The following is a 19,676-nucleotide window of genomic DNA, read 5'->3' as shown; positions in this document are numbered from 1 at the left end:
CGCCCGCTCCCTAGGATGGAGCCATGAGCAACGTTCTGTCCGCAGTCGCCTGGCCGTACGCCAACGGCCCGCGCCACATCGGCCACGTGGCCGGTTTCGGCGTGCCCTCCGACGTCTTCAGTCGGTACATGCGGATGGCGGGTCACGACGTGCTCATGGTCTCCGGCTCCGACGAGCACGGCACCCCGATCCTGATCGCCGCCGGCGAGGCGGGCGTGACGCCCCAGGAGCTCGTCGACAAGAACCACCGGATCATCGTCGAGGACCTGACCTCGCTCGGCCTGACGTACGACCTCTACACCCGCACCACCTCGGCCAACCACCACTCGGTGGTGCAGGAGCTGTTCCTCGGGGTGTGGAACAACGGCTACTTCGTCGAGCAGACCTCCAAGGGCGCGATCTCGCCGTCGACCGGGCGGACCCTGCCCGACCGCTACATCGAGGGCACCTGCCCGATCTGTGGGGCCGATGGTGCGCGCGGTGACCAGTGCGACAACTGTGGCAACCAGCTCGATCCGGACCAGCTGATCAACCCCGTCTCCAAGATCAACGGCGAGACGCCGGAGTTCATCGAGACCCAGCACTTCTTCCTCGACCTGCCCGCCCTGGCCGATGCCCTGCACGCGTTCCTCGACGAGCGTGAGCAGACCGGCCTGTGGCGTCCCAACGTCATCCGGTTCAGCCAGAACATCCTCAAGGAGATCCGCCCGCGGGCGATGACCCGCGACATCGACTGGGGCATCAAGGTCCCCCTCGACGGCTGGCGCGACAACCCGACCAAGCGGATGTACGTCTGGTTCGACGCCGTCATCGGCTACCTGTCCGCCTCGATCGAGTGGGCCCGGCGCTCGGGTTCGCCGGAGGCGTGGCGGGACTGGTGGAACTCGCCTGACGCGCCCTCGTACTACTTCATGGGCAAGGACAACATCGTCTTCCACTCCCAGATCTGGCCGGCCGAGCTGATCGCCTACAACGGCGGCGGTTCGAAGGGCGGCGAGCCGGGGGCGTACGGCACGCTCAACCTGCCGACCGAGGTCGTCTCCAGCGAGTACCTGACGATGGAGGGGAAGAAGTTCTCCTCGTCGAAGAAGATCGTGATCTACGTGCGCGACCTCCTCTCGCGCTACCAGCCCGACGCGTTCCGCTACTTCGTGGCCGCCGCCGGCCCCGAGTCGAACGACTCCGACTTCACCTGGGCGGAGTTCGTGCGGCGTACGAACGACGAGCTGGTCGCCGGCTGGGGCAACCTGGTCAACCGCACCGCCACCCTGATCGCGAAGAACTTCGGCGAGCTGCCCGCCGCCGGGACGCTGACCGAGGCGGACCAGACGATCCTGTCCACCGTGGAGGCGGTTTTCGGCACCGTCGGCGACCTGATCGGTCGCCACCGGCAGAAGCAGGCGATCGGTGAGGCGATGCGTGCGGTCGGCGAGGTCAACAAGTACGTCACCGACCTCGAGCCGTGGAAGCTGGCCAAGGCCCCTGAGGACCGCGAGCGGCTCGGCACCGTGCTGCACGTGATGGCGCAGTGCGTCGCCGACCTCAACCTGATCCTCTCCCCGTTCCTGCCGTTCTCCGCCAACGAGATCGACAAGGCGCTGGGCGGCAAGGGTGAGGTCGCCCCGATGCCCCGCATCGAGGAGGTCGAGGACCTCGACAACGGCAAGCCCTACCCGATCATCACCGGCGACTACTCCGGCGCGCCCTCGTGGGAGCGTCACCCGATCGTCGTCGGCACCCCGGTGGCGAAGCCCACCCCGGTCTTCCAGAAGCTGGATGTCTCCGTGATCGAGGAGGAGCTCGACCGGCTGGGCATCAAGCCGGAGTAATCGGTTGGATCGAGCCCGCCTGGCTGGGACGATTCGGCGCATGATCGCACTGCTCGGCGACGACCGGGGACACCGCAGCCATCAAGAGCTCAACGCGCTGCGGCCGCAGCTGGCCGAGCTCGGGGCCGAGACGGAGTGGGTGCCGACCGACTCCGGCTTCGACATCACGGCCTACGACGGGGTCTGGCTCGTGCCCGGTTCGCCCTACGCCGATGACGCCGCGGTCCTCGCGGCGCTCACGGTCGTGCGGGAGCGGGGGATTCCGTTCCTGGGGGTGTGCGGTGGGATGCAGTACGCCGTGCTGGAGTGGACCCGCAACGTGCTCGGCTCGACGGCCACGCATGCCGAGTCCGACGGCGTGGGCGATGACAACGCGGTTGCCGCGCTGGCCTGTTCGCTCTACGGCGAGGAGCGGCTGGTGACCCCGGTCCCGGGCACCCGCTTCGAGGCCTGGCAGCCGGAGCCGTTCGTCGGGATGCACTTCTGCAACTACGCGCCGACCGCCGAGGCGGTGACGGCGTTGGAGAAGATCGGTGTCGTCGTCGGCGCCACCGCGGACGACGCCGGAGCGGAGGTCCTGGAGTTCCCGGACCACCCGTTCTACGTCACCAGCATGTTCCAGCCCCACGTCGGCGCTCTTGCAGGAGCCGCGGTCCACCCACTCGTGCGGGCGTTCGTGGACGCGGTCTCCGCGCGGCGATGAGCGTCACGCTCCAGTTCCACCCCGACTGGCCGTACGCGGGCGGGCTGGTGATCGAGTCGCTGGCGCGGGATGGGAGGTATCGGTCGCAGTTCGAGACAGGCATCTCGAATGGCGGCTTGACCGCGCATCCGGGCGGGGACCGCTGGCGCTGGGAGAGCCGGCTGTTCGGCGGGCGCTACGACGCAGGACCGGCCGGTGAGAGGCCGGTCTACGGAGCGTGGAACCGTCGTCGAGATCCGTACGGTGGCGCGATCCGGTTCGGATCGGCCCACCTCAGGCTCCGGCCGGAAGTGCTGGAGCGGTGCACGTTCTGCTTTCCCGACTCGGTCCTCGAGCCGACCGACTTCGGTGGCCCGGAGATGCTGCCGCACCTGTCCGCGATGGCCGAGGCCTCGGGTTTCGACGATCTCGACGAGTGCGTCGAGGCTCATGTGCACGGTGGCGTCGTGATCGAGCGCGACGTCGAGGCGGTCGTGCTCGACCCGTGCTTCCGGGACACGGAGGTTGAGGCCGCGGCGCGCGAGCTCCGCTGCGCGGTGGAGTGGCACCCAGGCTTCCGTGTCGCCGCCGTCGGCCTCGATCCGGGCTACCGCGGCCAGCAGTACGTCGACCTGGCACGGTCAATGGGTGACGTACTCACGCCTGATCTTCTCGGCGACGCCGCGAGGTCGGGCGACTACCACCCGCAATCGGTCAAGCGGGTCTGGCACTACCTGGCGAGGTTCGGGCGAGCCCACTAGCGCTGTCTGCGCATAGTCGAGCGTCGAGACTGTCAGCCGCCACCACCGTCGCCACCCCCTCCGCCACCGTCGCCCCAGCCACTGTCGCCTCCGCCGTCGCCGCCACCCCACCAGTCGCCTCGCCTGCGGGACGTCCGGATGATGCCGCGGACCGTGGACGCGGCCCAGTCGCCTCGGGAGGCGAGATCAGCACGGTGCACCAGGCGCGCCGGGGTCATCTGAGGAGAGAAGAACAGCCTGTCGATCTGGCCCGCGGCCGCGAGAAGGCCGATCAAGGCAGCCGTACGCCGAGTCGGGTGGACGCCGTCGAACAGAGTGGCGCCGAGGTGGCGGCGTACGTCCTGCTTGTAGCTGATCTCGGTGGCAGGCCAGGTGATCCGCGTGGTGAGGAAGCGCTTGTCCTGGACGCGGCGCAGCAGTCCCCGATGGGCGAGGCGATCGGCGAGGTGAACGAACATGTCGATGCCGCAGCTTCTGATCAGAGGCGCCGGACGCGTGTGGCCGCCGGCGAGCACCAGGCAGCGCTGAAGGAGGGGATCCTGAGGTATCCGGACTCCGGTGGGATGTACCTCCACCATCCGTGTGACGGGGTCTTGGTGCAGGCGGGCCGCTCCCGAGAGTGCGAGCTCGGACACCAGGGCGCCGCCGGCGAGGAGGTCGCGTGCCCAGGTGCTGAGGCCGTTGACAGGTCGCCCGCTGAAATCTTCGAGCGTGAGGAGCACCAGATCCTCCGCGATCAGCACGAGAGCGTCACCCCGGTTGGACGGCAGCGGCGTAGCGCTTCGCCAGGATCTCGAGGTGGTCGCGGAGCTCCGGGGGTGACTCGACGGTGAAGTCGAGGCCGAGCATGCCGATCCAGACGGCCACGACCTCGAGGCTGTCACCGCCGGTGACCAGGACGCTGCGGTCGGGGGCGATCGGCTCGACGGTGCCGACGGCGGGGTTGATCCGGGAGATGACCTCCTCGGCGGAGGCGGCGATGATCAGGCGGGCGTGGACGGCCCAGCCGGTGCGGGCGACCTCGCGTACGACGAACTCGGTGAGGTCGAAGGCGGGATCAGCCGGACGGAACGGGCGCCCGCCGGGCACCTTCAGGCGCAGCCAGTCGACGCGGAGCGGCAGCCAGGCATCGGCGCGCGGGTCGCGGGCGACGAGGTACCAGCGCCGCTGCCACGCGATCAGCCGGTAGGGCTCGACCTCGATCGGCTCGTCGCGGTAGTCGGCGCGTACGCCGGCGTGGTCCCGGATCGCGGTGGCCAGCGCCTGGAGGGTGCCGGCGTCGACGTCCGGATCGGGGACGTTGCTGTCGGTGTTGACGGGGCCGGCGTCCATCGCGTCGACCACCGCGGCCAGCTTGCGACGCAGGTGGTCAGGCAGCACCTGCTCGAGCTTGCCCAGCGCTCTGGCACTGGTCTCCGCGACGCCGGTGATGCCCGTCGCTGCCCGCAGTCCGACGGCGACCGCGAGCGCCTCCTCGTCGTCGAGCAGCAGCGGCGGAAGATTCCCGCCAGAGCCGAGCCGGTAGCGCCCACCCGGGCCGCGGACCGACTCCACCGGATAGCCGAGCTCGCGCAGCTTGGTCATGTCGTTGCGCACGGTGCGCTCGGAGACGTCGAGCCGGGCGGCCAGGTCGGCGCCGGTCCAGCCGGCCGAGGACTGCAGCAGACCGAGGAGCGCGAGCAGTCGCGCAGAGGTTTCCAGCACGGGCTCAGCGTGCGGGAAAAAAGATTCACGGGCCACCGGAATTCCGGAATCAGGCTTGCCGGAACCCTTCATAACGTGGGTCTCACAAGGTCGGAAACCACCAAGGAGAAGTCATGAACACGCAGGTCAACACCGGAATCAGCGCCAAGTCCAACGGCGAGATCAGCACCGTCACCGTCGAGTTCCCGCAGGCTGATCTCGACGACCTCCGCTCCCGCCTGGAGCGCACCCGGTTCGCGCCCAGCGTGCCCGGCGACTCCTGGGTCTACGGCACCCCGACCGCCTACCTCGCCGACATGGTCGAGCGCTGGAAGAGCTTCGACTGGCGTGCGGTCGAGTCGCGGATCAACGCCGTGCCCAACCACCTCACCGAGATCGACGGCCAGGTCATCCACTTCGTCCACGTACCCTCCTCGAACCCGGACGCCAAGGCGCTTCTGCTCGCCCACACCTACCCGGGCTCGTTCCTGGAGTTCCTGCCGATGATCGAGCTGCTGACGGAGGAGTTCCACCTGGTGATCCCGGAGCTGCCGGGCTTCGGGCTCTCGACCCCGGTGGTCGACACCGGCTGGACGATGAAGCGGGCGGCCGAGGCGTACGACGTGCTCATGCGCCGGCTCGGCTACGACTCCTACGGGGTGCACGGCAGCGACGGCGGCGCGATGATCGGTCGCGAGCTGGCCCTGCTGAACCCCGAGGGCTTCCTCGGCGCGCACGTGCTGCAGCTCTTCTCGTTCCCGTCGGGCGACCCGAGCGAGTTCGAGAACTTCGGACCGAAGGAGTACGCCGCGCTCGAGCACATGCAGTGGTTCCAGTCCGTGGGCGGCTACAACGCCATGAACGGCTCCCGGCCGCAGACGATCGGTGCGGCGCTGGCCGACTCGCCGGTCGGGACGCTGGCCTACAGCGAGCTCTTCGAATCCTTCGGCAACGGGACCTCGCTGGTCACCCCCGAGCAGGTCATCGAGCAGGCGACCTACTACTGGCTCACCAACTCCTACGCCTCGGCTGCGCGCTACCACTACGAGGAGGGGCACGCCGAGCGTGAGCCGGAGGTCTCCCAAGGCCGGATCGGGGTCGCCGTCTTCAAGGACGACTTCCAGACCATCAGGTCGCTGGCCGAGCGGGACAACGCCAACATCCAGCACTGGTCGGAGTTCTCCGAGGGCGGCCACTACGCGGCCATGGAGCGTCCCGAGGACGTCGCCGCCGACGTGCGGGCGTTCTTCGCCTGACGTCTCGCGAAGAACCCGAGGATCGCAGCCCCTCCGCGGCTGCGATCCTCGGGTTTTGTCAGGTGGTCGTCGTGCTGACCGTGGTGGCGACCATCACCGCGGTCATGACCGCGGTGACCTCGTCCATCGCGTCCTTGACGCCCTTGGCCGCCCAGTCGCCCCGGGCGATCTCCTTCGCCCGCTTCTTGACCGCTCCGGCGCCGACGCCCCTCGTGTCGACCACCTTGTGGGCGAGGTCGATGGAGGAGAGGAGGGCGATGAGCGGGCCGGTCCGCGCGTCCGGCGCGGCGCCCTGGACGAGCACGGCGGCCAGGCGGCCGCGTATGGCGTTCTCGTGGGTCGAGTCCGCGGCCGGCCAGGTGGTGCGCGGGAAGAGGCCGAGGATCTTCTCGTCGCGGCGCTTGAGGATGTTGCGGTCGCACAGCCGCGCGGCGAGCGCCTCGTGCAGCCCCTTGCCGAGGTCGGTGACGGCGTTCTTGGCCGCCAGCGGCTTGGCCGCCAGCACGTCGTACGCAGCGGCCAGGATCGGCTCGTCCGGCCGCCTGTCCGGCACGGCCATGGCCTTGGCCGGCGTCAGCCCGGACTTGGGGACGACGTGGACCGAGCCCGCCATGACGAGCTCGGTCAGGATCGCTCCGCCCAGGGCCTGCTGGACCCAGGACGAGGCGAGCGTGCCCTTCTCGTCGTCGAGCACGAGCAGCAGCAGGTCTTCCGCGATCAGCATGCATCGACGGTAAAACGTCACGCCGCCGAAAGCCTCCTACGAAAGGAGGATCTTTGCTCGGACCTTCGTCTAGGCCTGTGCCGACTCCGGGCTGGCTACGTCGAACATCCAGCTCACGCCGAACTTGTCGTCGAACTGGCCGAAGTAGTCGCCCCACGGCGCCTGCGCGAACGGCATCCCAGGCGTGCCGCCCTCGGAGAGCTTGGCGTAGTAGTCGGCGAAGCGCGGCTGGTCGGCGGGGTCGGCGCTGGTCATCGCGATGGTGACGCCGGCGGTCGGGGCGACGTACTCCATGCCCATCCCCGGAGGCGTGTCGGCGGCCATCAGGACGAGGCCGTCGTCGAGGGTGAGGGAGCCGTGCATGACCAGGTTCTTCGCCTCGGGCGGCACCGGACCCATCGCGTCGCCCATGGAGTCGAAGGTCATCGTCTCGACGGTGCCGCCGAGCACCGACCGGTAGAACTCGAGCGCCTCAGCGGCCTCGGACTTGAAGCTGATGTAGGGGTTGAGCGTTGCCATTCGGATCGTCTCCTTTGATCGATTTCCGACCCCGTTCGCTCACAGTAGGCGCGCCGAAGGAGGTGGAGAAGGGCAATTCGCGTCTGTTTGACCTGTTTTCGGGTTCACCTCAGGGGTGGACGATCTCGACGCCCAGCCACCCCGCCAGCGCCTCGATCTCGGCCTCGACCGCGTCACCGATCTCGGCGGTCCACCCGAAGTCCTCATGGACGGCGAAGACGTTCATCCGCTCCTTCTTGTGGTCCACCTTCGCGTCGAGCTTCCCGACGAGCCGCTCGCCGTACAGGATCGGGAGGGCGAAGTAGCCCCAGCGCCGCTTGGCGGCCGGCTTGTACATCTCCAGGACGTACTCGAACCCGAACAGGTCCAGCGCCCGGTCGCGGTCGTAGACGAGGCGGTCGAAGGGGGAGAGCAGGGCAGCCCGCGGCGCGAACCTGTCCTCGAGAGCGGCCAGCGCCTCGGGGTCGACCCGCCACTCGCCGTCGACGCCGGCCACGGTGCACGGGACGCCGGCGTCCCCGGCCCCGAGCACCTCGCCGCCGGAGGAGTCCTTCCGTCCAGGGCGGGCGATGCCGAGAGAGGCCAGGCGGCGCACGGTCTCGACCCTCAGCGCGTCCTCTGGGGATGGGAGTCGCAGATCGGACGGGTAGACGCGCTCGGCGAGATCCCAGGTGCGCAGCTTGCCGCGGCGGCCGGCGATCGCGACCTCACCCATCCGGTTGAGCAGCTCGATCATCCGCAGGACGTTCTTGTCGTTGGTCCATCCGGTCGATGTCCAGGGAACCTCGGCGGTGTCCTCGATCTCGCCGGCCACGAGCGGACCGTCGGCTCGCAGACGGTCCAGGACCTGCGTACGGAACCTCTTGTTGGCCTCCACCCACTCGACGGCCGTGGGGTGGATCCGGCCTGGGGACAGCGCGAGAACCGTCTCGATCTCGTCCATTGGGAAGATGAAGCTGGAGAACTCCACCAGCGAGCGCTCCTGCTCGAGGGCGAAGGTCAGGTCCGAATGGTCGTACGCATCCCCCAACCGCGACCACGCCACCAGATCCGCGCTCGGGGCGATCGCCTTGGTCGGGTCGATCTGCAGGAGAGTCAGCTGATCGACGGTCTCCACCAGCGAGACGGGCCGGCGTGCGTCGAGCAACTGGGCACGTACGGCGATCCGGCGCGCCTGCTCCGGGGTCAGGGTGAGCGTCATGGTCGACACAGTATGGGGAGTTCCGGACGACCTGCTGCCGGTTCGAACCGATCTTCTGATTCCGCTTGACCGCGCGAATGTTAGCGCTCACACTGGGTCGCATCGTGACGACGGTCACACCGGCCGCCGCAGTAAGAACACTGGAGGACGACAGTGAAGAAGACCCTCATCGGGCTGTGTGCGCTCGCCATGGGTGGGATGTCGCTCAGCGCGTGCGGCGGCAGCGAAGCAGCCGACGACGGCACGATCACCATGGGCTTCGCCCAGGTCGGTGCCGAGAGCGGCTGGCGCACCGCGAACACCACCTCGATCCAGGACTCGGCCAAGGAAGCCGGAATCGACCTGAAGTTCTCCGACGCTCAGCAGAAGCAGGAGAACCAGATCAAGTCGATCCGGTCCTACATCCAGCAGAAGGTGGACGTCATCGCGTTCAGCCCGGTCGTCGAGACCGGCTGGGACGCGGTGCTCCAGGAGGCCAAGCGGGCCAAGATCCCCGTCGTGCTGACCGACCGGGCCGTGGACACCGAGGACACCTCGCTCTACGTCACCTTCATCGGCTCCGACTTCGTCGAGGAGGGTGAGAAGGCGGGCCAGTGGCTGGTCGACAACGCCGACGCGTCCGATGTCGACAAGGACGGGGCGGTCAACGTCGTCGAGCTCCAGGGCACCACCGGATCGGCTCCGGCGATCGACCGCAAGAAGGGGTTCGAGGACAAGATCGCCGCGGACTCCACGATCAAGATCACCGAGTCCCAGACCGGTGACTTCACCCGTGACGGCGGCAAGCAGGTCATGGAGGCCTTCCTGCAGTCCAACCCGAAGATCGACGTCGTCTACGCCCACAACGACGACATGGGCCTGGGTGCGATCGAGGCGATCAAGGCAGCCGGCAAGAAGCCCGGCACCGACATCAAGATCATCACCGTCGACGCGGTCAAGGACGGCATGACCGCGCTGGCCGCGGGCGAGATCAACTTCATCGTCGAGTGCAGCCCGCTGCTCGGGCCGCAGCTGATGGACGTCGCCGAGAAGGTCGTCGCCGGTGAGGAGGTCCCCGACCGCATCGTCACCGAGGAGACCACCTTCACCCCGGAGCAGGCCGCTGAGGCGCTGCCCGACCGCAAGTACTGACGCCCGTTGACCGAGGTGCCTCGGTGAGGCGTCGCTTCCCTCGTGGAACTCCACGAGGGAAGCGCGCGTCCACCGAGCTACCTCGGTGAGCATCCACCGCCGATCCCCCCGACCCCGCCAGGAGCCAGTACGACATGAGCCAGGCAGAAATGAAGCCACCCCGGCCGGTGGTGGAGATGTTCGACGTCTCCATCACGTTCGGAGCGGTCCGAGCGCTCGACGGCGTCTCGCTGCGACTCCTGCCGGGGGAGGTGCACGCGCTCATGGGAGAGAACGGGGCCGGGAAGTCGACGCTGATCAAAGCGCTGACCGGGGTCTACACGATCGACTCTGGGCGGGTGGAGATCGCCGGCGTCGAGACCCAGTTCGCCACCCCGGCCGCGGCGCAGCACGCCGGGATCAGCACGGTCTACCAGGAGGTCAACCTGGTGCCGAACCTCACCGTGGCCGAGAACATGCTCCTCGGCCGCGAGCCGCGCCGCCTCAACGGGATCGGCCCGATCGACCGCCGGGCGATGAACCGCCGCGCCGCCGCCTCGCTGCAGGGCCTCGGCATCGACATCGACCCCGGGTCGGAGCTCGGCAGCCACCCGATCGCCGTCCAGCAGCTCGTCGCAATCGCGCGAGCCGTCGACACCGACGCGCGGGTCCTGATCCTCGACGAGCCGACCTCCAGTCTCGACGCCGACGAGGTGGCCAGGCTCTTCGAGGTGATGCGCAGACTGCGTGACCAGGGCACCGCGATCGTCTTCGTCTCCCACTTCCTCGACCAGGTCTTCGAGATCTCCGACCGGATGACGATCCTGCGCAACGGCCGTGTGGTGGGTGAGCGGCTGGTCGAGGGGACCACCCAGCTGGAGCTGGTGCAGCTGATGATCGGCCGCGACCTCCAGGTCCTCGAACGCCTCGACCACGCCGTGCAGGAGGCATCCGAGGAAGCTGCGGCCGAGCAGCGCCTCCCGGTGCTGAGCGCCGTCGGGCTGGGCCGGAAGGGAAGCCTGGAGGCCACCGACCTGACCCTGTACCCCGGGGAGGTCGTCGGCATCGCCGGCCTGCTCGGCTCAGGGCGTACGGAGCTGGCCCGGCTGCTGTTCGGCGCCGACGCGCCGGACACCGGCGACCTCACGGTGCGCGGCTCGAGCCGGCGGAGGCTGCGCAGCCCCCGGCACGCGATCGACCGCAAGCTCGCCTTCTGCAGCGAGGACCGCAAGGCCGAGGGAGTCTTCGAGGAGCTCTCCGTGGCCGACAACATGCTGCTCGGCCTGCAGGCCACCCGTGGCTGGCTGCGGCCGATCCCGACGGCCACCCGTTCGATGCTGGTCAAGGAGTTCATGACTGCTCTCGACGTACGGCCGGCCGACCCGAGCCTGCCGATGCGGAGTCTTTCCGGTGGCAACCAGCAGAAGGTCCTGCTGGCGCGCTGGCTGATCACGGAGCCGGACGTACTTCTGCTCGACGAGCCCACCCGCGGCATCGACATCGGCGCCAAGACCCAGATCCAACAGCTCGTCGCCGACCTCGCCGAGAAGGGGATGAGCGTGGTGTTCATCTCCGCCGAGCTCGAGGAGGTGCTCCGGCTGAGCCACCGGCTGGTGGTCCTCAAGGACCGCCGCAAGATCGCCGAGCGGCCCAACCGAGGCATCGATGTCAACGACGTACTCGAGATCATCACCGGCGAACCCGGCGGCCTTGCCGAGAAGGAGCGAGCAGATGCCTGAGAACATCAGAGCGGGCAAGGGGCTCGGCGCCCGCGCGATGGCCCACCGCCTCTTCTGGCCGCTGGCGGCGCTCGGCGCGCTGTTGGTGGTCAACCTGATCGCGACGCCGACCTTCTTCAACGTACGCATCCAGGACGGTCACCTCTTCGGCAGCCTGGTCGACATCGTCCGCAACGGCGCCCCGGTGCTGCTGGTCGCGATCGGGATGACGCTGGTCATCGCGACCCGCGGGATCGACCTCTCGGTGGGCGCGGTGGCGGCGATCGCCGGCGCGGTCGCCTGCGTCTACATCGTCAAGAGTCCTGCCGACGGCGCCGCCGGAACGGCCGTCATCGCGATCTCGATGGCACTCGCCGTCAGCGTCGCGCTCGGGCTGTGGAACGGCTTCCTGGTCGCGGTGGTCGGCATCCAGCCGATCATCGCCACGCTGGTCCTGATGGTCGCGGGCCGCGGCATCGCGATGCTGGTGACCAGTGGCCAGATCACCACGGTCAACAACGACGCCTTCGCCGCGCTGGCCTCGGGCCATCTGCTGACCCTCCCGGTCGCCGCTCTGATCGCGCTCGGGGTCTTCGCGGCCACCCAGATCGTCGTACGCCGCACCGCGCTCGGCCTGCTCATCGAGTCGGTCGGGATCAACCCGGAGGCGAGCCGGCTGGTCGGCGTACGCTCCCGCACGATCATCTGGACCGTCTACGTCTTCGCGGCACTGTGTGCCGGCACCGCCGGCCTGATCATCGCCGCCAACACGCACTCGGTGAACGCCAACAGCCTCGGACTGTGGATCGAGCTGGACGCCATCCTGGCCGTCGTCATCGGAGGTACGTCGCTGGCCGGCGGCCGCTTCTCGCTGACCGGCACCCTGGTCGGGGCGATGCTGATCGCCACCCTCACCCGGACCATCCCCAACATCGGCATCCCGGCCGAGGCCAACTATCTGTTCAAGGCGCTGGTGGTCGTGGTCGTGTGCCTGCTGCAGTCGCCGAAGGCGCGTGCGGTGCTGCAACGGCGCAGCGACCGTACGCCGACCAGCCGCGAGGAGGCTGTCGCATGAGTGTTCAGGTGCCCGCGATCGAGACCGGGCTCATCGCCCGCGTCGCACGCTACAGCCCGCCGCGCCGCTACCTGCCCGTGCTCGGCACGTTCGCGCTGTTCATCGGCATGTTCGGGATCGGCGGGATCCGCTATGAAGGGTTCGCCGACCCGCAGGTCTTCCTGACCCTGCTGCTCGACAACGCGTTCCTGATCGTGCTCGCGGTCGGAATGACGTTCGTGATCCTCACCGGCGGGATCGACCTCTCCGTCGGCTCCAACGTGGCCCTCTCGACGCTGATCGCGGCCCGTACGCTCGAGCTCGGCCTGCCGGTGGTCGCGGTGATCGTGATCGTGCTCCTGTCCGGGACCATATTGGGCACAGCGATGGGGCTGCTGATCCACTACTTCGACATCCAGCCCTTCATCGCCACCCTGGCGGGCATGTTCCTGGCCCGCGGTCTCTGCTACCTGATCAGCGTCGACTCGATCCCGATCAAGGACGAGACCTTCTCCGCCATCGCGTTCGGCACGATCACGTTGCCCGGTGGCTACTACCTCGGGTGGACGGCGGTCTTCGCGCTGATGATCGTCGCGGTCGCTGCGTACGTCCTCGCCTCTACCCGCTTCGGACGCACCGTCTACGCGCTCGGCGGCAGCGAGCCGTCGGCGCTGCTGATGGGCCTTCCGGTCGCGGCGACCAAGGTCGGGGTGTACGCGATCAGCGGGCTGTGTGCGGCGCTGGGCGGGTTGCTGTTCGCGCTCTACACGCTCTCGGGCTACTCGCTGCACGCCGTCGGGATGGAGCTCGACGCGATCGCTGCCGTGGTCATCGGCGGAACGTTGCTCACCGGTGGGCGTGGTTTCGTGATCGGGTCGCTGCTCGGGGTGCTCGTGCTCGGGACGATCCAGACCTTCATCTCCTTCGACGGCACGCTGTCGTCGTGGTGGACTCGGATCTCGATCGGGGTGTTGGTGCTTGTGTTTGTTGTTGCGCAGAGGGTGTTGACTCGGCGGGGATAGGTCGGTCTTCTTCTCCTGTCGGGGGCCGTGTTTTGTGGTTGGGGTTTGCCGCCGACCCGTTCTTGGATGGTGTTCTCGTCGAACCCCGGAGTCAAGGACGGCCTGCGGCCGCCGGCTTCGCCGGTCGCCTGCGGCGATCCTTGACACCGGGCTCCGACGAGAATTTTGGCTGGCTATCGGGTCGGCGGCAGGGGTGTGGCGCAGCTGTTTGGGTTGGGCGGGGGCTTGGGTGCCGGGGTGGGCCGATCGCCGGAAGGAATTTTCCTTCCGGCGAGGCGAACGAATTTTCGTTCGCCTCAGAGGAGGCCTGGCCTGGGGTGGGGTTGGCTGGTGGAAGAAAATTTTCTTTCACGCGGAGACCCCATGTCTGGTCCAGGAGTGGAGCGGTCACCTGCCGTGGGTGCGTGTGCCGTGGCCACACCCGGGCCGCCGCCCCGATAGCCAGCCATGTTTTTTCTCGACATGGTCCGGTGTCAAGGACCGCGAAGCGGCCGGCGCAGCCGGCGGCCGCAGGCCGTCCTTGACTCCGGGGCAGGTCGAGAACATTCTCGAAGAACGGGTCGGCGGCCCAGACCAACCCCGAAGAACGGTCCGCAGACGCCGATGACACCAGCAGAATCAAAGCCGCCCAAGCGCCGCCCGAAGAGGATCGAGGCCGAGCGAGCCAAGGTCGAGCGCCGCCCGGTGGAACGCCTTCATGTCAAAGGCGGCGCCGGCACGAGCGCGCGCATCCTCGCGGGCCTGAAGCCAGATCCGCTCACCGACCTTGTAGGACGGGGCCTGGCCCGGCCAGCCGAGGTAGCGGGCGACCTCGAAGTCGAGGAAGGCGTCCTCCATCAGGCAGTGCTGCCCGATGAACTCTCGGCCGAGCTCTGGCGTCCACACCTCGCCGGGGTGGAAGCCGAACGGGTTGTCCTCCGGGATCGTCAGCTCCAGGTGCATGCCGATGTCGATGATCACCCGCGCGGCCCGGAACGACTGCCCGTCGAGCATGCCGAGACGGTCACCGGGGTCGTCCAGGTAGCCGAGATCGTCCATGAGGCGCTCGGCGTAGAGCGCCCACCCCTCGCCGTGGCCGGAGACCCAGCACATCAGCCGCTGCCAGCGGTTGAGCAGCTCGGCGCGGTAGGCGGTCTGGGCGACTTGGAGGTGATGGCCCGGTACGCCCTCGTGGTAGACCGTGGTCAGCTCGCGCCAGGTGCCGAACGAGGTAACCGACTCGGGCACCGACCACCACATCCGGCCGGGCCGCGAGAAGTCCTCGGACGGGCCCGTGTAGTAGATCCCGCCGTCGGTGGTCGGCGCGATCATGCACTCGATCCGCCGGACCGGCTCGGGGATGTCGAAGTGCACGTCGGCCAGCTCGGCGATGGCTCGGTCGGCGGCGGTCTGCATCCACTCCTTGAGCGCGGCGGTCGAGGTCAGCTGCCGCGCGGGGTCCTTGTCGAGATGGGCCGCCGCCTCGACGACGCTCGCGCCAGGCAGGATCCGGTCAGCGGTGGCCTCCATGTCGTCGGAGAGTCGCTTGAGCTCCTCCCAACCCCAGGCGTACGTCTCTTCGAGGTCGATCTCGGCGCCGAGGTAGCGCCGGGAGGAGAGCTGGTAGTGGTCGCGCCCGACGGCCTCCTTCGGGAGCCCGTTGGGCACCAGGTCGGCGGCCATGAAGCGCCCGAACTCGGCGAACGCCTCGTTGGCCTTCGCCGCCGAGGCCTCGAGCTCGGCGCGCAGAGAGGCAGGAACGGCGTCGGGGGCACGTGAGACCAGACCGGTGAAGAAGTCGCCGGCACCCTTCTGCCCGGTCCAGCTCAGGATCTGGTCGGCGACCTTCTCGTACTGAGCCGTCGCCGAGACCCGTCCGGCCGCGGCCTCCTCCCGGAGGGTCGCGGTGTAGCCCGCGACCGCGTCCGGCATCCCGGCCAGCCGGGCGCCGATCGCGGCCCAGTCGTCCTCGGTGCCGGTCGGCATCAGGTCGAAGACCTCGCGCAGGTTGTGGATGCCGCTGGTGATGACCGAGACGAACTTCCGGTCCAGCTGTGCATCGGCGAACTCGATGTCGAGCCCGACCCGCTCCAGGAACGCATCCTTGGCGACCTGCTCACGCTCGTCGACCGGCTTGATCGCGGCCACGTCGGCGTAGGCAGCACGGTTGAGCTCCTCCACCGCCTGCATCCCGTCGGGGGAGAGGTCGGGGAGCTCCGTGTCGTGGCCGGCGACACCGACGTACGTCGCGGTCAGCGGGTCGAGGGCGCAGAGCTCCTCGACATAGCGGTCGGTGCGGGCGTCTACTTCACGGGTCACCCGGCCAACCTTAGGACCGGGACGTCTTGGGGCAACTCAATTCCCCGCTACACGCAACGAACACGACAGACTTCGCGTAGGAGGGGTGTGAACGTGCCAGAGGAGGTGTCCGTGGATGCCGAAGAGCAGGAGAGGGATCCGGACTTCGGGGCCTGGGTGGCCTCGAGGGGGCCCGCGCTACAGCGGTTCGCCTATCTGGTGACCGGCAACAACTCCGACGCTCCTGACCTGGTGCAGGACGCCCTGGCCCGTGCGCTGCCGCGGTGGGAGTCGCTGGCGGCGTCTGGGACGGCGGAGGCGTACGTGAAGAGGAGCATCGTCAACGGGTCGATCAGCGGCTGGCGCAAGCGGCGCCGGCTGGTACTGGTCGAGGACGTCGAGCCGATGGCGACCAGCCATGAGCCCGGCCCCGAGGAGCGAGACGCGGACGAGGCGTGGGAGCTGGTGCAGACGCTCCCGTCCAACCAGCGAGCGGCGGTGGTCCTCCGGTTCTACGAGGACCTGTCGTTCGCGCAGATAGCGACGGTGCTCGACTGTGCCGAGGCGACCGCCCGCTCACACGTGCACCGGGCGCTGGCCAAGCTGCGGCAGCGGTTGAACGAGCAAGGCTCTGATGAGCGGAGAGGGAACGAGGGGGTTGACAATGAGTGACTTCGAGCGCGAGGAGCGGGCCTTCCGGGCCGCCCTGGCCCGTGCGGCCGACGGTTTCGAGCCGCGGAAGCTCGCGATCCCCGGGGCCTCTGATGCGTCGGGGCCGGCTGATGCGTCCGACGAGACGGACCAGACGAAGACCGAGGAGAAGGCACCCGTACGCCGACGGACCACCTGGATCCTGGCCGCTGCCGCCGCGGTGCTGGCCGTCGTCGGTCTGGGTGGCGTGGTGGCGAGCTTGCAGCCCACCGGCGGCGGTGGCGAGAGCACGGCCGCGAGCGACGCCTCCGGCGCCGAGAACAAATCAGACGGCGCGCCCAAGGCGCTCGGTGCCGACCAGGCGGCCCCCGAAGGCACCTACGAGGACGGCGTCGGCCGCGACGACCTGCCCGCGCCCGCGGACGGGAACCGCTGGGCGGTCCGCTACGACATCGCCTTCCAGGTGCCCGAGGAGTGGGCCGATGCCACGGCGCCGGCGCTGCCGGAGTGCATCGCGAAGCCCGGCGACCAGTGGGACACCGTGCCGCGGACGCCCTATGTCGCGAACATCACCAACCAGCCGGTGCCGGCCATCGCCTGCAACGAGACCAGCGACCGCGACTTCCCGCCGCAGTTCGGCAAGGTGCCGTTCGCGCTGTGGCAGCCCTACGTCCTGATCGAGAAGCCGGGCAAGGGCGCCACCCTCCAGACCGGCTCCTGGGAGCACGAGGGCTGGCTGCTGACCCGGGTCCAGGTCGGAGACGACGCGTACGCCACGATCCTCACCGGGCCGGGCGACGAGCGGGTCAACCAGGAGATCAAGGGGTCCCTGAGGACCGTCGCGAAGGACCCCTACGGTTGCGAGACCGCCTCGCCACTGGCCGAGGGTGACCCGGTGCGGCCGAAGACCGACCCGGCGACCTCGCCGCTGGAGGGCGATGCTCCGGAGTCGATCGCGATCTGCGAGTACGAGCCGTCCTCGGCATCGCTGACCGGTTCGCGACAGGTCACCGGCGCCGAGGCCGCCGGGCTCGTGGACGCGATCCGCAGCGCGCCGGCCCGTTCCGGTCCCAACACGCCGCAGAACTGTGCCGCGGGGCAGCCGGTCACGGCGTACGTCATTCTGCGGATCTTCCGCGACGGAGGCGAGCCCGGGGAGGTCTTCGTGAACTACGAGAACTGCGAGGACCACGGGTTCTACGACGGGACCACCGTGCATGAGCTCACCCCGGCGGCCTGCCGGCCGGTGTTCGCCGAGGAGCCGGTCACGATCTACTCGGCTCAGGGCGACGTGGCCAAGGTCTGCCTCTCCTGACCCTCGGTTGCTGGCCGCCCCCGCTCGGGGAGGGCGGCCAGCAACCGGGTCGTGCGCCACGCGGCGTAGAGGAAGAGCAGCACCAGCAGGCCGTTGCGCCAGGCCAGCACCTCGGTGATCCACGGTGAGCCGATGTCGTTGAAGGTGAGCATGTAGCCGTACATCCGCGGGAAGATCTCGTGGGTCAGCAGCGTCACCACGACCAGCACGACCGACCAGATCCCGAGCTGACGGCGCGCCCGGCCGCGGAGCAGGACCAGACCGGCGGAGGCGGCGGGGAGCAGCCAGAGCATGTACTGCGGGCTGAGCACCTTGTTGGTCACCAGGAACGCGGCCACGGTCGCGAGCACCAGCCACACGATCGTCTCCTCGGTCCGCTCACCGCGGGGGAGACGCCGCCAGGCCAGCACCCACCAGACGAAGACGAGCGCCCCGGCGACCACGGACGCGATCGTCGCGGCGAGGAGCAGCGGCTCGACCAGCGGCCCGCTGATGTCGTACGCCTTCCACTCGGTGTAGTCGATGGCGTAGCCGCTCTCCGGACCGCCGTGGCCCCACTCGTACATCGCCGGGGTCGCGAAGACCGACTCGATCTGCAGGCCCCGCTCGCTCTGGTAGTTCAGCGGTGTCCAGAGCCGGTCCCAGCCACCGAGGACGAGACTCAGCCCGGCCGGGGCGATGCCGGTGCCGGCCACGGTCAGGATGACCCCGCGGCGGGTGGTGCGATTCGCGGCGAGGGCCGGGATGACCAGGATCGGCCAGTACTTCGCGCCGGTCGCGAAGGCCGCGAACGCCGCAGCCACCTTCGGTCTCCTGGCCGCGTAGAGCACCGCCAGGCCGACCATGATCCCGGGGAAGAGATCGAAGCGGGCGTACGCCGTCGCCCCCAGTGCCGGGACGGCGACCAGCCACAACGCCTCCGCGGCGGAGATCCCGAACCTCGGGTGCGTCCCGCGGCGGTTGCGGACCAGCAGCACCATGAAGAGCAGGTCGGTCAGCGCCGCCATCGCCAGCACGGCGATGATGTACGCCTCGCCGCCCAGATTGAGCAGGCCGATCGCGGCGTACGGGATCCAGAGCAGCAGCAGCGCCGGCACCGGATACTCGACCAGCGTCCCCGCGATCCCGTCTGTGGCCAGTGCGTCGAGGCTGTCGCGGTAGTAGTTCACGTCGCCCACCACGCCCCACTCGGCGCCCCACCAGGAGAACGAGCCCTCCGCTGCGGCCGGGAAGCCGTAGAGGATCACCACCCATCCCCGGGTCACCAGCCATGCCAGGGTGACCAGGAGATATCGCCGAGAGAACGTGATCACGGAGCGATCATGACATTGCGGTCCTCGTCAGCGAGGCAGGCCGCTGGCGCGCCAGGCGCCGGGGCCGGGGTGGATGGGGGTACGCAGCTGCGGGGTTGCCCACAGGGAGCGGGGCTTCTTCTTCGGGGCCTCGGTCGAGCCCAGGGCGGCGAAGACGGCCACGATCGCGGCGATCTCTTCGGGGGTGGCGTTGCGGTCGATGACCTTGAGCAAGGGTTTCTGCTCGTCGGGGCTGGTCATTCCGTGACCACCTTTCGTCTTTCAGATGCCTTACGTCGGGCTTTCGCCGAGTCGGCGCAATCCGGTCCTCGCTCGCTTCGCTTCGCTGCGGTCCGTTTGCGCCGACTCGGCGCGCTCGCGAAGAAGCAGGCAATATCCCGCTCCTCGCTCGCTTCGCTCACATCAGAGCGGGATATTGCCGTGCTTCTTCGCGGGCAGGGTCTCGCGCTTGGTGCGCAGCAGGCGGAGGGCGCGGGTGACTTCGGCGCGGGTCTCGTGGGGTGGGATGACCGCGTCGATGTAGCCACGTTCGGCGGCGATGTAGGGGTTGGCCAGGGTGGT

General features: G+C 68.9%; 19 protein-coding genes. 10 read left to right on the top strand and 9 right to left on the bottom strand.

Annotated features, from left to right (window positions below):
* Positions 1-23 precede the first annotated feature (23 nt).
* From metG to ABT304_RS24990, 3 genes are read left to right on the top strand one after another with little or no spacing between them, the layout of a single operon-like run.
* Positions 24-1,829, top strand: a complete 1,806-nt coding sequence (metG, locus tag ABT304_RS25000) for a methionine--tRNA ligase (protein ID WP_350719348.1) — start codon at positions 24-26, stop codon at positions 1,827-1,829.
* 40 nt (positions 1,830-1,869) lie between these two features.
* Entirely contained in the window at positions 1,870-2,532 is a 663-nt protein-coding gene (locus ABT304_RS24995; RefSeq protein ID WP_350719346.1) for a glutamine amidotransferase-related protein, read from the top strand.
* Positions 2,529-3,272 carry a DUF3626 domain-containing protein gene (locus ABT304_RS24990; RefSeq protein ID WP_350719345.1) on the top strand — a complete coding sequence of 248 codons (744 nt, stop codon included), beginning with the start codon at positions 2,529-2,531 and terminating at the stop codon, positions 3,270-3,272. The genes ABT304_RS24995 and ABT304_RS24990 overlap by 4 nt, the downstream gene beginning before the upstream one ends.
* Positions 3,273-3,304: 32 nt before the next feature.
* On the opposite strand, the gene ABT304_RS24985 is transcribed toward ABT304_RS24990, so the two are convergent.
* Together ABT304_RS24985 and ABT304_RS24980 are read right to left on the bottom strand one after the other, a co-directional pair.
* Positions 3,305-4,015 carry a GOLPH3/VPS74 family protein gene (locus tag ABT304_RS24985; RefSeq protein ID WP_350719343.1) on the bottom strand — a complete coding sequence of 237 codons (711 nt, stop codon included), beginning with the start codon at positions 4,013-4,015 and terminating at the stop codon, positions 3,305-3,307.
* 7 nt (positions 4,016-4,022) lie between these two features.
* On the bottom strand, positions 4,023-4,976 hold the full coding sequence (locus ABT304_RS24980) for a helix-turn-helix transcriptional regulator (RefSeq protein WP_350719341.1): 954 nt from the start codon (positions 4,974-4,976) through the stop codon (positions 4,023-4,025).
* 113 nt (positions 4,977-5,089) lie between these two features.
* Here ABT304_RS24980 and ABT304_RS24975 point away from each other — a divergent pair, with 113 nt between their 5' ends.
* A complete protein-coding gene (locus tag ABT304_RS24975; RefSeq protein ID WP_350719340.1) occupies positions 5,090-6,211 on the top strand; it encodes an epoxide hydrolase family protein in 1,122 nt (373 codons plus the stop codon).
* 58 nt (positions 6,212-6,269) lie between these two features.
* On the opposite strand, the gene ABT304_RS24970 is transcribed toward ABT304_RS24975, so the two are convergent.
* From ABT304_RS24970 to ABT304_RS24960, 3 genes are all read right to left on the bottom strand, one after another.
* Positions 6,270-6,935, bottom strand: a complete 666-nt coding sequence (locus ABT304_RS24970; protein WP_350719338.1) for a GOLPH3/VPS74 family protein — start codon at positions 6,933-6,935, stop codon at positions 6,270-6,272.
* Between the two features lie 69 nt (positions 6,936-7,004).
* Positions 7,005-7,454 (bottom strand): VOC family protein, encoded by a 450-nt coding sequence (locus tag ABT304_RS24965; protein WP_350719337.1) that lies wholly within the window; start codon positions 7,452-7,454, stop codon positions 7,005-7,007.
* 109 nt (positions 7,455-7,563) lie between these two features.
* On the bottom strand, positions 7,564-8,655 hold the full coding sequence (locus ABT304_RS24960) for a DNA glycosylase AlkZ-like family protein (RefSeq protein ID WP_350719335.1): 1,092 nt from the start codon (positions 8,653-8,655) through the stop codon (positions 7,564-7,566).
* A gap of 153 nt (positions 8,656-8,808) precedes the next feature.
* Here ABT304_RS24960 and ABT304_RS24955 point away from each other — a divergent pair, with 153 nt between their 5' ends.
* The 4 genes from ABT304_RS24955 (at position 8,809) to yjfF (ending at position 13,559) form a co-directional block, all read left to right on the top strand.
* Complete coding sequence (locus ABT304_RS24955) at positions 8,809-9,786, top strand: ABC transporter substrate-binding protein (RefSeq protein WP_350719333.1); 978 nt, start codon at positions 8,809-8,811, stop codon at positions 9,784-9,786.
* Between the two features lie 134 nt (positions 9,787-9,920).
* The gene (locus tag ABT304_RS24950) at positions 9,921-11,504 is read left to right on the top strand and encodes a sugar ABC transporter ATP-binding protein (protein WP_350719331.1); all 1,584 of its coding nucleotides are present in this window, start codon (positions 9,921-9,923) and stop codon (positions 11,502-11,504) included.
* Positions 11,497-12,558 carry an ABC transporter permease gene (locus tag ABT304_RS24945; protein ID WP_350719329.1) on the top strand — a complete coding sequence of 354 codons (1,062 nt, stop codon included), beginning with the start codon at positions 11,497-11,499 and terminating at the stop codon, positions 12,556-12,558. Before ABT304_RS24950 ends, ABT304_RS24945 begins: the two co-directional genes overlap by 8 nt.
* Entirely contained in the window at positions 12,555-13,559 is a 1,005-nt protein-coding gene (gene yjfF, locus ABT304_RS24940; RefSeq protein WP_350719328.1) for a galactofuranose ABC transporter, permease protein YjfF, read from the top strand. The genes ABT304_RS24945 and yjfF overlap by 4 nt, the downstream gene beginning before the upstream one ends.
* Before the next feature lie 618 nt (positions 13,560-14,177).
* On the opposite strand, the gene ABT304_RS24935 is transcribed toward yjfF, so the two are convergent.
* The gene (locus ABT304_RS24935; protein ID WP_350719326.1) at positions 14,178-15,857 is read right to left on the bottom strand and encodes a DUF885 domain-containing protein; all 1,680 of its coding nucleotides are present in this window, start codon (positions 15,855-15,857) and stop codon (positions 14,178-14,180) included.
* A 111-nt stretch (positions 15,858-15,968) separates the two neighbouring features.
* Here ABT304_RS24935 and ABT304_RS24930 point away from each other — a divergent pair, with 111 nt between their 5' ends.
* Both ABT304_RS24930 and ABT304_RS24925 read left to right on the top strand, forming a co-directional pair.
* Entirely contained in the window at positions 15,969-16,508 is a 540-nt protein-coding gene (locus ABT304_RS24930; protein WP_201451120.1) for a SigE family RNA polymerase sigma factor, read from the top strand.
* Entirely contained in the window at positions 16,501-17,802 is a 1,302-nt protein-coding gene (locus ABT304_RS24925) for a hypothetical protein (RefSeq protein ID WP_350719324.1), read from the top strand. The genes ABT304_RS24930 and ABT304_RS24925 overlap by 8 nt, the downstream gene beginning before the upstream one ends.
* On the opposite strand, the gene ABT304_RS24920 is transcribed toward ABT304_RS24925, so the two are convergent.
* From ABT304_RS24920 to ABT304_RS24910, 3 genes are all read right to left on the bottom strand, one after another.
* The gene (locus ABT304_RS24920) at positions 17,769-19,115 is read right to left on the bottom strand and encodes a glycosyltransferase 87 family protein (protein ID WP_350719322.1); all 1,347 of its coding nucleotides are present in this window, start codon (positions 19,113-19,115) and stop codon (positions 17,769-17,771) included. The two genes, ABT304_RS24925 and ABT304_RS24920, sit on opposite strands and share 34 nt — an antisense overlap.
* 27 nt (positions 19,116-19,142) lie before the next feature.
* Complete coding sequence (locus ABT304_RS24915) at positions 19,143-19,355, bottom strand: acyl-CoA carboxylase epsilon subunit (RefSeq protein ID WP_350719321.1); 213 nt, start codon at positions 19,353-19,355, stop codon at positions 19,143-19,145.
* 162 nt (positions 19,356-19,517) lie between these two features.
* Positions 19,518-19,676: carboxyl transferase domain-containing protein (locus ABT304_RS24910; protein ID WP_350719470.1), on the bottom strand; the 159-nt coding region annotated here is incomplete at its 5' end.

It is taken from the genome of Nocardioides sp. NPDC000445, from assembly GCF_040300245.1.
Taxonomy (GTDB): Bacteria; Actinomycetota; Actinomycetes; order Propionibacteriales; family Nocardioidaceae; genus Nocardioides.
Note: the sequence above shows the minus strand (reverse complement) of the source record. Positions and strands in the feature narration are given on the sequence as shown.